Genomic DNA, 14,482 nt, shown 5'->3' with positions numbered 1-14,482 from the left:
GCCGGCCGACCGCGGCGCGCAAAGACTGAACGCGACAACGGCGCGAAATTCAAAGATAATACCGATTCTCATTTACCCCATCCCGAGGAACGCCCGTGCGCAACCTTCTGCTGCCCGCCGCCATCCTGCTCGCCCTCTCCCTCTCCGCATGCTCCGGCAACGACAACGCCCCGGCCGACGGCGCCGACGCCACCGCCGCCGCGGACGCGGGCCAGGACGCCGGCGCCGATGCCGCCGCCAACGGCGAAGCCGGAGAGCTGGTCGTCTACACCTCGCGCAACGAGCAGCTGGTCAAGCCGCTGTTCGACCGCTACACCGAGGAGACCGGCGTCGAGATCACCTACATGACCGACAAGGCGCCGCCGCTGATGGAGCGCCTGAAGGCCGAGGGCAGCCGCACCCCGGCGGACGTGTTCATCACCGTGGACGCCGGCAACCTCTGGCAGGCCGCGAACATGGACCTGCTGCAGCCGATCGAGTCCGAGGTGCTGGAGGCCAACATCCCCGAGAACCTGCAGGATCCGGAGAACCGCTGGTTCGGCCTGTCGGTCCGCGCCCGCACGATCATCCACAACCCCGAGCGCGCCCCGGCGTCCGAGCTGTCCACCTACGAGGACCTGGCCGACCCGAAGTGGAAGGGCCGCCTGTGCCTGCGCACCTCCGGCGCGGTCTACAACCAGAGCCTGGTGGCGACGATGATGGCCACCCTCGGCGAGGAAGAGACCGAGCGCGTGGTGAAGGGCTGGGTGGAGAACCTGGCCGCGCCGCCGATGGGCAACGACAACGCGGTCATCGAGGCGATCGCGTCGGGCCGCTGCGACGTGGGCATCACCAACACCTACTACCTGGGCCGTGCGCTGAAGCAGGACCCGGAACTGCCGGTCACCGTGTTCTGGCCGAACCAGGCCGAGGGCGGGCGCGGCGTGCACGTGAACGTGTCCGGTGCCGGCGTGGTCAAGCACTCCGACCAGCCCGAGGCCGCCCAGGCGTTCATCGAGTGGCTGTCGGGCGGCGAGGCGCAGGAGCTGTTCGCCGGCGAGAACCTGGAGTACCCGGCCAACCCGGAGATCCCGATGGCCGACCTGATCAGCGAATGGGGCGAGTACCGCCAGGACCTGATCAACGTCTCGCAGGCCGGTGCGATGCAGGCCGAGGCGGTCAAGCTGATGGACCGTGCAGGCTACAACTGATCCGCTCCTGATCCGCAAACCGGTCGCGGCCGCCGGCGGCAGGCGGTGGTGGGCGTGGCTGGCGGTGTTGCTGACACTGCCCAGCCTGGTCCCGCTGCTGGCCACCGCCGGCGCCCTGCTGCGCCCGGACGTGGAGATCATCGGCCACCTGTGGCACTACGTGCTGCCGCAGGTGGCCGGCAATACCTTCTGGCTGCTGCTGGGCGTGGGGCTGGGCACCGCGGTGCTCGGCACCTGCCTGGCGGCGCTGGTTTCGCTTTGCGAGTTCCCGGGCCGCCGGGTGTTCTCGTGGCTGCTGGTGCTGCCGCTGGCGATGCCCGGCTACGTGCTGGCGGTCGCCTTCATCGGGCTGTTCGACTACAGCTCCCCGCTGGCCGGGTGGCTGCGCGAGACCGCCGGCTGGCAGCTACCGGAGATCCGGTCGCGGGCCGGGCTCATCGGGGTCATGACGCTCTCGCTCTACCCCTACGTCTACCTGGTCGCGCGCGAGGCCTTCGCCAGCCAGGGCGCGCGGGCGATGGAGGCGGCACGGGCGCTGGGGATGGGGCCGTGGCGGGCGTTCTGGCGCGCCAGCGTGCCGATGGCGCGGCCCTGGATCGCCGGCGGCGTGCTGCTGGTGCTCATGGAGACGCTGGCCGACTTCGGTGCGGTCTCCGCCTTCAATTACGACACCTTCGCCACCGCCATCTACAAGGCCTGGTTCGGGCTGTTCTCCACCGACACCGCGCTGCAGATCGCCGGGGTGATGCTGGTGGTGCTGCTGGTGCTGGTGGCGCTGGAAGTGGCCTCGCGCCGCCGCCAGGCGTTCACCGCCATTGGCCAGGCCCCGGCCACGCGGCGGCGGCTCGGGCAGCGCGGCTGGTGGGCCACCGCGGCCTGCGCGCTGGTGGTGCTGCTGGCCCTGCTGCTGCCGCTGGCGCAGCTGGCCTGGTATGCCTCCGACCACCTGGCCGACCTCAACACGCGCTACTTCGCCTCGATCCGCAACGCGCTGTCGCTGTCGGGGATGGCGGCGGGCCTGACCACCGCCGCGGCCTTCGTGATCGCCCTGGCGGCACGCGAACGCCCCGGCCCGCTGACCACCGCGACCACCCGCATCACCACCCTGGGCTACGGCCTGCCCGGTTCGCTGCTGGCGATCGGGCTGTACGTGCCGGTGGCGACGTTCTCGACCTGGCTGTTCGAGCGCCACGGCATCGAGATGCTGCTGGAGGGCGGGCTGCTGTTGCTGCTGGTCGCCTACGGCATCCGCTTCCTAGCGGTCGCCCATGCACCGGTCTCCGGCGGGCTGCTGCGGATCCGCCCCTCGCTGCTGGAGGCCAGCCGCAGCATGGGCGTCACCGGTGCCCGGCAGCTGCGCCGCGTGCACTGGCCCCTGCTGCGTGGCAGTTTCGCCACCGGCGCACTGCTGGTCTTCGTGGACACGATGAAGGAAATGCCGATCACCCTGATGATGCGCCCGTTCGGCTGGGACACCCTGGCTACCCGGGTGTTCGAGCTCACCAGCGAGGGCGAGTACGCCCGCGCCGCCCTGCCCTCGCTGGCCATCGCCCTGGTCGGCCTGGTGCCCGTGATCGCGCTGACGCGCAGGGGCCGTGATGCGGCTTGAGATCGACAACGCCACGGTCGGCTACGACGGGCGCCCGGTCCTGGCCGGTGCCACGCTGGCGCTGGAGCAGGGCGAGATCGGCTGCCTGCTGGGCCCGTCGGGTGCCGGCAAGACCACCCTGCTGCGCGCGGTGGCCGGTTTCGAACCGCTGATGGGCGGGCGGATCCACGCCAACGGCGAAGCGCTGGCCGACGACCGCACCCACCTGCCGCCCGAGCGGCGGCGGATCGGCATGGTGTTCCAGGACCACGCGCTGCTGCCGCACCTGAGCGTGCTCGACAACGTGTGCTTCGGCCTGTTCCGGCAGCCGCGCAGGAAGGCGCAGGCGCGCGCCCGCGAGGTGCTCGAGCTGGTCGGCCTGGCCGACACCGCCGCGCGCCTGCCGCACCAGCTGTCCGGCGGCCAGCAGCAGCGCGTCGCACTGGCGCGTGCGCTGGCGCCCCAGCCACGGCTGGTACTGCTCGACGAGCCGTTCTCGAGCCTGGACCCGGACCTGCGCGAGCGCCTGGCGGTGCAGGTGCGCGAGGCCCTGAAGGCCACCGGCATCGGCGCGCTGATGGTCACCCACTCCCAGGCCGAGGCCTTCGCCATGGCCGACCGGCTCGGCGTCATCGGCGAGGGCCGGCTGCAGCAGTGGGCGACCGCCTACGACCTGTACCACCTGCCGGCCAACCGCTTCGTCGCCGGCTTCGTCGGCGAGGGCGCGCTGCTGCCGGCCCGGGTGGTCGACGACTGGCACGTCGACACCCCGCTGGGCGTGCTCTCGGCCGACCACCGGCTGCCCGACCCGGTCGGGACCGACGTGGAGATGCTGCTGCGCCCCGACGACGTCGTCCACGACGACGACGCCCCGCTGCAGGCCGAGGTGGTGCGCCGGCACTTCCGCGGGGCCGACTTCCTCTACACCCTCCGGCTCGCCAGCGGCGAGCTGGTGCAGGCGCTGGTGCCCTCGCACCATGACCACGCCCGCGGCCAGCGGATCGGCATCCGGCTGGACCTGGAGCACGTCATCGTGTTCGACCGCGCCGGCCGCGACGAGGACAGCGGCAGCCTGATCGGGTGAGGCCTACGGTTCGACCGGCGCCAGCCGCAGGTGGTGGAAGTCGAAGCTGAAGTCCGTCAGCGGCGAGACCGCCTCCATCCGCGCTTCGCGCACCCTGTTGTCCGGGTCCAGGTCGAAGGTGATGAAGGCATCGGCGTTGAGCCAGCGCTGGTCCCAGCGGACGATGAAGGTGTTGGCCTGCCAGTGCTCCAGCCTGCCGGCCAGGTCCGGCGTGCGGGTGAAGTCGATCCGCAGGCCGCCGTCGGCCTCGCGTACCGCCACGTCGCCGTACCAGGGGTCGCGGTAGGTCGCGGCGTAGCCGGACAGCGGCAGTGACGGACGGCTGCGCGGGTCGCGGGCGTCCAGGTGCTCCTGCCAGTCCTTCTCCGCCTTCTCCTCCTCGCTGCCGCGCGCGGCGGCGAAGGCGCCGATCCAGTCGTGCTCCGGGGCGCCCAGGAAGGCATCGACCACCTCGTGGGTGATGGCGTTGAAGGCGGCGCCGCTCTCGGCGCTGGTCAGCACGATCACGCCCAGCTCGTGCTCCGGCACCAGGGTGATGCGCGAGACGAAGCCCGGCCAGCCGCCGGTGTGCCAGACCAGCTTCTCGCCACGGAAGTCGCCCAGGCTCCAACCCTCGCCGTAGCCACGGAAGTTGGGCTGGGCCGGCTCCAGTTCCGGCACGGCCGGCGGGTTGACCGGGATCGGGGTGACCATCTGCCACATCGCCCGCTGGCGCTCCTCGCTGAAGAGCCTTTCGGCCTCCTCGCCCTCGCCGGCAATCACGCCCTGGTCGAGCTGCACCCGCACCCAGCGGGTCAGGTCGTGCACGCTGGAATACAGGCCGCCGGCACCCGACACGTTGTGCCAACTCACCCGCGGGGCCGGCACCAGCTCGGTGAAGTCGGCCTTGGAGTAGCCGGTGGCGACGTTGTCGCCCGGCCGCAGGTGGTCGGAATTGAAGCGCGTGTCCGCCATGCCCAGCGGGTCGAAGATGCGCTGCTGCAGGAAGTCCTGGTAGGACTGCCCGCTCACCTCCTCGACCACCAGCTGGGCGATGCCGAACAGGATGTTGTCGTAGGCGTACTTCTCGCGGAAGCCGCCCTCGATCGGCACCTCGGCCAGGCGTTCGGCCACCTCGCGGGTGCTGTAGTCGCTGGTCGGCCAGTACAGCAGGTCGCCGGCGCCCAGCGGCAGCCCGCTGCGGTGGACCAGCAGGTCGCGCACGCGCATCTCGCGGGTGATGTACGGATCGGCCATGCGGAACCACGGCAGGTGGTCGATCACCCGGTCCTCCAGCTCCAGCTTGCCCTCGTCGGCCAGCATCGACAGCGCCGCCGAGGTGAAGGCCTTGGTGTTGGAGGCGATCGCGAACAGGGTGCGGGCGTCCACCGGCTCGCCGCTTTCCAGGTCCTTCACCCCGTAGCCGCGCTCGAGCAGCACCTCGCCGTCCTTGACGATCGCCACGGCGATGCCCGGGACGTCGAAGCGCTCGCGGACCTGCCCGACATACTCGTCCAGCGACTGGAGCCGCGCCGGGAGGGCGGGTGCCGCGGCGCCGGTGGCGGGAGCGGCACCGGCGTCCTGCACCGGCATGGACGTGGCGGCGACCGGAAGCGACAGGACGAGGGCGAGCGCGAGCGCCGCGGGGCGCAGGCGGAAGCGAGGGTGCTGCATCGGGGTTCCCCTGGATCAGGCCAAAGTAAGGAACCTTACCCCGCCGACGCCGCCTCGGGTTCCAGCATCACCCGGTCGCGCCCGCCGGTCTTGGCCTCGTACAGCGCCGCATCGGCGCGCGCGACGAGAGTGTCCAGCGTGTCGTCCGGCCGCAGCGTGGCGACGCCGATCGAGACCGTGACCGCGGTGTCCTCGCCGCCGCGCCGCGAGCGGACCGCGCGGCGGACCCGCTCCGCCTTCTCCCGTGCGCCCTCGAGCGGCGCATGCGGCAGCACGAGCAGGAACTCCTCCCCGCCGTAGCGCCCCAGCGAATCGGTGCAGCGCAGCGTGGCGGCCAGCGTGGTGGCGACCTCCCGGAGCACCACGTCGCCCGCCTGGTGGCCGTGGCGGTCGTTGACCTTCTTGAAGTGGTCGACATCCAGCATGCAGACCGAAAGCGCGAGCTTGCCGCGACGGCTGCGCTCCAGTTCCTCCTCCAGCCGCTCCAGCACGCGCCGGCGGTTGTAGATCCCGGTCAGCGGGTCGCGTTCGGCCAGGACCTCCAGCTCGGCGTTGGCCTCGTTGAGGCGCGCCATCGTCCTGCGCAGGTCGACGTTGCGCTCGTGCAACTGGTGCCGCAGCTGGCTGATGAAGCCGCCGACCACCGCCAGCTGCACCATCAGCACGATGAAGGCCAGCAGCACGATCAGCTCGTGGGCCAGGTCGAAGCCGCCCGGTTCCCGCTGCCAGATGGCCAGCTGCAGGAGCAGGTAACCCACCAGGAAGGCACCGGCCAGCCGCAGCAGCTGCCGGGTCCCCAGGGCCAGGATCGCGTAGATGGCGGGGATCGCCACCAGCATCGGGATCACCGGCCGCAGGGCCGGCTCGGTGACGAAGTAGGCGGCCCACAGGCCCATCGGGATCGGCGCGAAGACCTGCCAGAAGGTCATGCTGGGATCGCGGAACCCCAGGTTCAGGTGCAGCCGGAAGATCCGGTGGAAGACCGCCTGGGTCAGGGCGGTGGCGCCGACGTAGCAGCCCGTCACCCACCACGGCAGCATCCCCAGGGCGCTGCACAGGACCAGCAGCAGCCATACCACCGCGTGCGACACCAGCCCCATCCGCATGCGCCGCAGCCGGAGCGCCTGGTGGGCCCGGATGGCCTCGTCCAGTCCTGCGCCGGTGTTCGCGCGCTCGATTCGAGGTGGTTTCATGTCGTGCTCTTCCGCGGAAGGCTCTTGCCCACCAACGTTAACGGCCCGGGCGCGGGAAACCTGAGACCCCGATCGGAACTTCGGCCGCCGGCTACCCGCGCGGGGCGGCCCCGCCCGCCGCCCCGACCGCCTCCGCCACCCGCCCCAGGTCCTCCACCAGTTCCTGGTACCCGGTCTCCCGGCGCGGGCCGGGCATCCGCAGCACCGCCGAGGGATGCCAGCTGGCGATGCCCCGCGCCCTGCCGGGGAGCTCGCGCCATTGGCCGCGCTCGCGGGTGACGCGGAACTGCCGTCCGAATACCGTCTGCGCCGCCATCGCGCCCAGCGCGACTACCACCTTCGGGCGCAGCTGCAGCATCTCGGCGGCCAGCCAGATCCGGCAGGCCTCCTGCTCGGCCGCGTTGGCCCGCTTGTGCAGGCGCGCCTTGCCGCGCTGCTCGAACTTGAAGTGCTTGACGGTGTTGGTCAGGTACAGGCGTCCCCTGTCCAGGCCCACCTCCTGCAGCGCGCGGTCGAGCAGTTGCCCGGAAGGACCGACGAACGGCGCGCCGGCGATGTCCTCCTGGTTGCCGGGCTGCTCGCCGACCAGCATCGCCACGGCATCGGGCGGTCCGTCGCCGAACACCACCTGGGTCGCCGGCCGCCACAGCGGGCAATTGCGGCAGCCGCGGGCCTTGCGCTCGAGCGTGCGCAGGTTGCCCGTGGGGATCGGGTCGGCCAGGGGCCTGGCCAGCGGCAGCAGGAGGTCCGGCTCGGAAGGCATGGCGCGATGGTGGCGCCGGCGGCGTGGCCCGCCCGTGGAGGCGCGCCGGGCGTCCAAACCGGTGAGACGGAGCCTCCCGAGACTGCCCCGGCTCCGGTTCCACCCGAGCTTCGCCCGGCAAGTTCCTGATCCGCCTGCCTTCAGTCTTTGCACGCCCGGTTGTTACTAGAATTAGTACCCATGCACCTCACCGACACCCAGCGCCGGCTGCTCGACTACCTGCGCGGGCACATCGCCCGCCACGGCTACCCGCCCTCGCAGATGGAGATCGCGCGCGCCTTCGGTTTCCGCCAGAACCGCTCGGCGCGCTACCACCTGGACGCCCTCCGGGACGCCGGGCTGGTCGAGCTGGCGGACGGGCGCGCCCGGGGCATCCGGCTGACCACGGCGGGCGCGGCGGCGGCTTCCGTCGCCGACGGCGTCCTGCCGGCCGGGCCCGGCGATCCGGACGGCCTCCTGCAGGTGCCCCTGTTCGGGCGGGTCGCCGCGGGCACGCCCATCGGCTCGGACCCCGAGGTCCGCCGCGAGGTGCAGCTCGACCCGACCCTGTTCCGCCTGCGCCCGGACTACCTGCTGGAGGTCGAGGGCGAGTCGATGCTGCTCGACGGCATCCTGCCCGGCGACCTGATCGGGGTGCACCGCACGCCGCAGGCCCGCAACGGCCAGACGGTGGTCGCGCGGGTGGAGGGCGAGCTGACCGTCAAGCGCCTGGACCACGGCCCCGGCCACCTGCGCCTGCTGCCGCGCAATCCCGCCCATGCGCCGATCGAGATCGGCCCGACGGTGGCCGACTTCGCCATCGAGGGCCTCTTCGCCGGCCTGGTGAGGCCTTCCTGATGGGCGCGGTGGTCGCCCTGGACAGCCTGCTGGCCTCGCGCCGGGTCTGGCGCGGCGGGCAGCCGGCCGGACGCGCGCCCTCGCGGCAGCCGACCGGTCACGCTGGCCTGGACGCAGCCCTGCCCGATGGCGGCTGGCCCGAGCATGCGCTCACCGAATTGCTGCTGCCGGCCGACGGGGTCGGCGAGCTGCGCCTGCTGTGGCCGACCCTGGCGCGGCTGTCGCAGGCCGACGGGATGGTGGTGCTGGTCGCCCCGCCCTACCTCCCCTTCGCCCCCGCCTGGGCGGAGGCCGGCGTGCGCCTGCAGCGGCTGCAGGTGGTCCGGGCGGAGGGCCGCGACGCGCTGTGGGCGGCCGAGCAGTGCCTGCGCTCGGCGGCCTGCTCGGCGGTGCTGTGCTGGCCGCAGGAGGCCGATGACCGGGCGCTGCGCCGGCTGCAGGTGGCGGCCGAGACCGGCCAGTGCCTGGGCTTCGCGATGCGGCCGCTGCGCGCGGCGGCCAACCCCTCCCCGGCCGCGTTGCGGATCGCGGTGGAGGCCGACCCGGCGCAGCTGCGGGTACTCAAGTGCCGTGGCGGCAACCCGCCACCGCGGCCGCTGCCCCTCCCCGCCCCGGCCCGACGGGTGCAATGAGGCCGACCGATGCTCTGGGCCTGCATCCTCCTGCCGCAGCTGGCGCTCGATGGCGTCCTGCGGCGCCACCCCGACCCCGCGGCGCCGCTGGCGCTGGTCGACGGGCCGGCACAGCGCCGCGTGCTGCGCGCGGTCAACCCGGCGGCACGGGCGGCCGGGCTACGACCGGGCCAGTCGCTGGGCGCGGCCCAGGCGCTGTGCAGCCGCTTCGCCGCCGTTTCCCATGATCCGGCCGAGGTCGAGCGCTGGCACGACTTCCTCGCCGCCTGGGCCTACCGCTACAGCTCGCTGGTCTGCCGCACCCTGCCCTCGACGCTGCTGCTGGAAGTGGAGGCCAGCTTCAAGCTGTTCGGGCCCTGGCCCCGGTTCGAGGCCAGGCTGCGCGGGGACCTGGCCGCGCTGGGCTTCCGCCACCGCATCACCCTGGCCCCCAACCCCTGGGCGGCGCGGGTGCTGGCCAACGTCCACGACGGGCTGGCGGTCACCGCCGAAGCCCCGTTGCGCAACGCGCTGGGCCAGTTGCCGGTGGAGCGCAGCGGGCTGGAGCCGGCGGTGGCGGCCAGCCTGCGGCGGATGGGCCTGCGGCGGCTGCGCCAGGTGTTCGCCCTGCCGCGCGCGGCGCTGGGCAAGCGGATCGGCCCGGAGGCGCTGGCCCACCTGGACCGGCTGGACGGCAGCCTGCCCACCCCGCTGGAGTGCTACCAGCCGCCGGATGTGTTCGCGGCGCGGATCGAGCTGAACTTCGACGTCGAGTCCAGCCAGGCGCTGCTGTTCCCGCTGCGCCGGCTGACCGGCGACCTGGCCGCCTTCCTCGCCGGCCGCGACGGCGGCGTGCTGCGTTTCGAGCTGCGGCTGGAGCACGAGGGCCGCGCCGACACCGTCGTGCCGGTTGGCCTGCTCGCGCCCGAGCGTGACGCGGCGATGCTGTTCGAGCTCGCCCGGGGCCGGCTGGAGCAGGCCCGCGTCCCGGCGCCGGTGCGCGGGGTGCGGCTGGTGGCGCGCGACCTGCCGGCATTCGTGCCGGCCGGACGCGACCTGTTCGACACCCGGCCGCAGCAGGCGGTGCCCTGGGAGCAGCTGCGCGAACGCCTGCGCGCCCGTCTGGGCGAGGACGCGGTGCACGGGCTGGCGGTGCGCGCCGACCATCGCCCGGAGCGGGCCTTCACGCCCGAGGCCGCGCCCCCGCGCGCCGGGGCCGTCCCGGTTCCCGCCCCGGGCAGCCGCCCGGGATGGCTGCTGACCCGCCCTTCGCCCCTGCGCGACCACCGGGTCGGGATCCTCGCCGGCCCGGAGCGCATCGAGACCGGCTGGTGGGAAGGCGACGTGCGCCGCGACTACTACCGCCTGCGCACCAGCGCCGGCCAGCAGGCCTGGGCCTGGCGCCCGGCCGGGGATGCGCCGGTCGACGACAGCGGCGACGGCTTCATGCTGCACGGGTGGTTCGGCTGATGGACTACGCGGAGCTCCACTGCCTGTCCGCCTTCAGCTTCCAGCGCGGCGCCTCGGTCGCGGCCGAGCTGTTCGAACGCGCGGCCAGGCTCGGCTACCAGGCCCTGGCGATCACCGACGAGTGCTCGCTGGCCGGCATCGTCCGCGCGCTCGAGGCCTCCGAACGCCACGGCGTGCGGCTGGTCGTGGGCAGCGAAATGCAGGTCCAGGGCGGACCGAAGCTGGTGCTCCTGGTCGAGGACGCGACCGGCTACACCGCCCTGTGCGGCCTCATCACCCGAGCCCGCCGCCGCGCCCGCAAGGGCGAATACCGCCTGCTGCGCGAGGACTTCGAGGCCACCGACGGCCTGCTCGCATTGTGGGTACCCGGCGCGGAGATCGACGACGGGGACGCCGCCTGGGTCCGGGCCACCTTCCCCGATCGCGCCTGGCTGGCGGTCGAGCTGCACCGCGGCCCCGACGACGAGGCGCGGCTGCGGCAGCTGCACGCGGCCGGCGGGCGCCTCGGCCTGCCCCTGGTCGCCGCCGGCGACGTCCACATGCACGTGCGCGGCCGGCGCGCCCTGCAGGACACCATGACCGCGATCCGCCACCACGTCACCGTGGCCGAGGCCGGGCACCTGCTGTTCCCCAATGGCGAGCGCCACCTGCGCAGCCGCCGTGCGCTGTCGGCCATCTATCCCGGAGACCTGCTGGCCGAGACCGTCCGCATCGCCGCGCGCTGCCGCTTCGACCTGCGCAAGGACCTCCGGTACCAGTACCCGCACGAGCTGGTACCGGCCGGCCACGACGCGAGCAGCTGGCTGCGCCACCTAGTCGAGGAAGGCGCACGCTGGCGCTGGGCGGAAGGCCCCAGCCCCAGGGCACGGGAGCTGATCGAGAAGGAGCTCGCCCTGGTCGCCGAACTGGGCTACGAGTCCTACTTCCTGACCGTCCACGACATCGTCCGCTTCGCCCGCTCGCGCGGGATCCTGTGCCAGGGCCGCGGCTCGGCCGCCAACTCGGTGATCTGCTACACCCTGGGCGTGACCGAAATCGATCCGGCCCTGATGGGCATGCTGTTCGAGCGTTTCATCTCCAGGGAGCGCAACGAGCCGCCCGACATCGACATCGACTTCGAGCACGAGCGCCGCGAGGAGGTCCTCCAGTACGTCTTCGAGCGCTACGGCCGCGAGCGCGCGGCGCTGACCGCGGTGGCGCCCCAGTACCGGGGCCGGGGCGCGGTGCGCGACGTGGGGCGGGCCCTCGGCCTGCCTCCGGACATGGTCGCCGAGCTGGCCACGACCGTCGGCCAGTGGAGCGGCCAGGCGCCCCTGCCCGACCACCTGCGCGAGCGCGGCTTCGACCCGGATTCCCCGGTGCTGCGCCGGCTGGTGGCCCTGACCGCCGAGCTGGTCGGCATGCCCCGCCACCTGTCCCAGCACCCCGGCGGCTTCGTCATCAGCGAACGCCCCCTGTCGACCCTGGTGCCGGTGGAGAACGCGGCCATGGACGGGCGCACCGTGATCCAGTGGGACAAGGACGATCTCGACGAACTGGGCCTGATGAAGGTCGACTGCCTGGCGCTGGGCATGCTGACCGCCGTGCGCAAGACCCTGGAACTGCTGCGCGACACCGGCCGCCGCGACCTCACCCTGGCCACGATCCCGATCGAGGACAAGCCGACCTACGACATGATCAGCCGCGCCGACACCATCGGCGTGTTCCAGATCGAGTCGCGCGCGCAGATGGCGATGCTGCCGCGGATGCAGCCGGAGACCTTCTACGACCTCGTGATCCAGGTCGCGATCGTCCGCCCCGGCCCGATCCAGGGCGACATGGTCCACCCCTACCTGCGCCGGCGCCGTGGCGAGGAGCCCGTCGACTATCCCTCGGCCGCGCTCCAGGCCGTCCTGGAGCGCACCCTCGGCGTGCCGCTGTTCCAGGAGCAGGTGATGCAGATCGCCATCGTCGCCGCCGGCTACAGCGGCGGCCAGGCCGACCAGCTGCGCCGTTCGATGGCGGCCTGGAAGCGCCGGGGCGGACTGGAGCCGCACCGGGAAAAGCTCACGCAGGGCATGCTCGAGCGCGGCTACACCCGGGAGTACGCCGAACGCATCTTCGAACAGATCAAGGGCTTCGGCGACTACGGCTTCCCCGAGTCCCACGCCGCCAGCTTCGCCCTGCTGGCCTACGCCAGCAGCTGGCTGAAGTGCCACGAGCCGGCCGCGTTTGCCTGCGGCCTCATCAACTCCTGGCCGATGGGCTTCTACTCGCCCGACCAGATCCTCCAGGATGCCCGCCGGCATGGACTGCGCGTGCTGCCGGTGGACGTGCGCCACAGTGCGTGGGACTGCAGCCTGGAGTCGCTGACCGCGGATCCCCGCGTGCGCGGGGATGACGAAGGGGGGCGGCGCGGGGATGGGCAGCCGGCCATCCGGATTGGCCTGCGGATGATCCGCGGCTTTTCCGCCGCGGCCGCCGGGCGCATCGAGGCCGCGCGCCGGCAACGGCCCTTCAGCGGCGTGGCCGACCTGTGCGCCCGCGCGGGGCTGGACCGGCGCGAGCAATCGCTGCTGGCCGACGCGGGTGCCCTGCGCGCGCTCGCCGGCCACCGCCACCGCGCCCGCTGGGCGGTCACCGGCGTGGAGCCGCAGCTGCCCCTGTTCGCCGGAGCGCCTGCCCAGGACGACGCCGACGCCATCGCCCTGCCCCTGCCCAGCGCCGGCGAGGACCTGCAGGCCGACTACGCGATGCTCGGCACCACGCTCGGCCGCCACCCGCTGTCGATGCTGCGCCGGGCGCTCACCACCCGCCGTTGCCGCCGCTCCAGCGACCTGGACGCGGTGCCCCATGGCCGCAACGTACGCGTCGCCGGCCTGGTCACCCTGCGCCAGCGGCCGCAGACCGCCAGCGGGGTGATCTTCATGACCCTGGAGGACGAGGCGGGCATGACCAACGTGGTGGTCTGGCGGGACCTGGCCGAGCGCCAGCGCCGCGAACTGCTGGAGTCCCGGCTGCTGGCGGTGGAGGGAAAGCTGGAGCGCAAGGATGGCGTCCAGCACCTGGTCGCCCGCCGGCTGGAGGACCTGACCCCTCTCCTGGGGGGCCTGGATGTACGCTCTCGCGACTTCCATTGACCTTCGCCCAAGGAAAGCCCGACGGTGTCCCCCCTGAATCCCTCTCCCGCCACCGGCGTACTGCTGGTGATCGGCTCGTGCCTGTCACTGCAGTTCGGTGCCGCGCTGGCCGACGGGCTGTTCCCCCATCTCGGCCCGTGGGGCGTGACCACCCTGCGGCTGGGGCTCGCCGCCCTGTTCCTGCTGGCGGTGGCCCGCCCCGCCGCCTGGGGATGGAGCCGCCAGGCCTGGACCGGGGTGGTGCTGCTGGGCGCCAGCCTGGGGGCGATGAACGGCTTCTTCTTCGCCTCCATCGAGCGCCTGCCGCTGGCGGTGGCGGTCTCCTTCGAGTTCATCGGCCCCCTGGTGCTGGCGGCGCTGCTGTCGCGCAGCGCACGCGACATGCTGTGGGTGGGCATCGCCACCGCCGGGATGGTCCTGCTGGGCCTGGAGTCGGCGCTGGGCGCGGAGTCGCTCGACCCGGTCGGCATCGCGTTCGCCCTGGTCGCCGGCGGGTTCTGGGCCGCGTACATCCTGTGCTCCGCCCGGGTGGGGCGGGAAGTGCCCGGGGTCGGTGGCCTGGCCGTCGCCATGGCGATCGGCGCGCTGGGCACGGCGATCCTGGGGGCGCCCGGGGCGATGCAGGCGCTCCACCACCCGGAACTGGCCGGCCTCATCCTCGGGGTGGCCCTGCTCTCCTCGGTCGTTCCCTACACCCTGGAACTGGCCGCGCTGCGCCGGCTGTCGAAGCCGACCTTCAGCGTGCTGCTGAGCCTGGAGCCGGTGTTCGCCGCCGCGGTGGCGTGGGTGATGCTGGACCAGACCTTCGGCTGGCTGCGCGCGCTCGCGATCGCCCTGGTGGTCGCCGCCAGCATCGGCACCACGCGCACCGCCGTGCAGCTCTCGCGCAGGCGCGCCCGGGAGGCGCTGCCGCCGGCCGCGATCCGGCACACCGATCCGGCCGCGCCCGAGGACGCCCGGTAAGCCCCGCCGCC

The 14,482-nt window shown here is 73.1% G+C and carries 11 protein-coding genes; 8 read left to right on the top strand and 3 right to left on the bottom strand.

Annotated features, from left to right (window positions below; genetic code table 11):
• Positions 1–95 precede the first annotated feature (95 nt).
• From G545_RS13685 to G545_RS13680, 3 genes are read left to right on the top strand one after another with little or no spacing between them, the layout of a single operon-like run.
• A complete protein-coding gene (locus G545_RS13685) occupies positions 96–1,190 on the top strand; it encodes an extracellular solute-binding protein (protein WP_169449568.1) in 1,095 nt (364 codons plus the stop codon).
• Entirely contained in the window at positions 1,174–2,799 is a 1,626-nt protein-coding gene (locus G545_RS0105505; RefSeq protein WP_211220257.1) for an ABC transporter permease, read from the top strand. Before G545_RS13685 ends, G545_RS0105505 begins: the two co-directional genes overlap by 17 nt.
• On the top strand, positions 2,789–3,862 hold the full coding sequence (locus G545_RS13680; RefSeq protein WP_081677740.1) for an ABC transporter ATP-binding protein: 1,074 nt from the start codon (positions 2,789–2,791) through the stop codon (positions 3,860–3,862). The genes G545_RS0105505 and G545_RS13680 overlap by 11 nt, the downstream gene beginning before the upstream one ends.
• 3 nt (positions 3,863–3,865) lie before the next feature.
• On the opposite strand, the gene G545_RS0105495 is transcribed toward G545_RS13680, so the two are convergent.
• The 3 genes from G545_RS0105495 to G545_RS0105485 all read right to left on the bottom strand — a co-directional run bounded on the left by G545_RS0105495 (position 3,866) and on the right by G545_RS0105485 (position 7,471).
• Positions 3,866–5,434, bottom strand: a complete 1,569-nt coding sequence (locus G545_RS0105495) for a serine hydrolase (protein WP_154656527.1) — start codon at positions 5,432–5,434, stop codon at positions 3,866–3,868.
• 116 nt (positions 5,435–5,550) lie between these two features.
• Complete coding sequence (locus tag G545_RS14955; RefSeq protein WP_052106858.1) at positions 5,551–6,708, bottom strand: GGDEF domain-containing protein; 1,158 nt, start codon at positions 6,706–6,708, stop codon at positions 5,551–5,553.
• Positions 6,709–6,799: 91 nt separating this feature from the next.
• Positions 6,800–7,471 carry a UdgX family uracil-DNA binding protein gene (locus tag G545_RS0105485; protein ID WP_027069515.1) on the bottom strand — a complete coding sequence of 224 codons (672 nt, stop codon included), beginning with the start codon at positions 7,469–7,471 and terminating at the stop codon, positions 6,800–6,802.
• 180 nt (positions 7,472–7,651) lie between these two features.
• Here G545_RS0105485 and lexA point away from each other — a divergent pair, with 180 nt between their 5' ends.
• From lexA to G545_RS13670, 5 genes are read left to right on the top strand one after another with little or no spacing between them, the layout of a single operon-like run.
• On the top strand, positions 7,652–8,308 hold the full coding sequence (gene lexA / locus G545_RS0105480) for a transcriptional repressor LexA (protein ID WP_027069514.1): 657 nt from the start codon (positions 7,652–7,654) through the stop codon (positions 8,306–8,308).
• Entirely contained in the window at positions 8,308–8,940 is a 633-nt protein-coding gene (gene imuA, locus G545_RS0105475; protein ID WP_027069513.1) for a translesion DNA synthesis-associated protein ImuA, read from the top strand. The genes lexA and imuA overlap by 1 nt, the downstream gene beginning before the upstream one ends.
• A gap of 9 nt (positions 8,941–8,949) precedes the next feature.
• A complete protein-coding gene (locus G545_RS15835; RefSeq protein ID WP_027069512.1) occupies positions 8,950–10,389 on the top strand; it encodes a Y-family DNA polymerase in 1,440 nt (479 codons plus the stop codon).
• Entirely contained in the window at positions 10,389–13,508 is a 3,120-nt protein-coding gene (locus G545_RS0105465; protein ID WP_043711404.1) for an error-prone DNA polymerase, read from the top strand. The genes G545_RS15835 and G545_RS0105465 overlap by 1 nt, the downstream gene beginning before the upstream one ends.
• Before the next feature lie 24 nt (positions 13,509–13,532).
• Complete coding sequence (locus G545_RS13670; protein ID WP_052106905.1) at positions 13,533–14,471, top strand: EamA family transporter; 939 nt, start codon at positions 13,533–13,535, stop codon at positions 14,469–14,471.
• Positions 14,472–14,482: the final 11 nt, after the last annotated feature.

Source organism: Lysobacter defluvii IMMIB APB-9 = DSM 18482 (assembly GCF_000423325.1).
GTDB lineage: Bacteria > Pseudomonadota > Gammaproteobacteria > Xanthomonadales > Xanthomonadaceae > Novilysobacter > Novilysobacter defluvii.
This window is presented reverse-complemented; position numbering and strand designations above follow the sequence as displayed.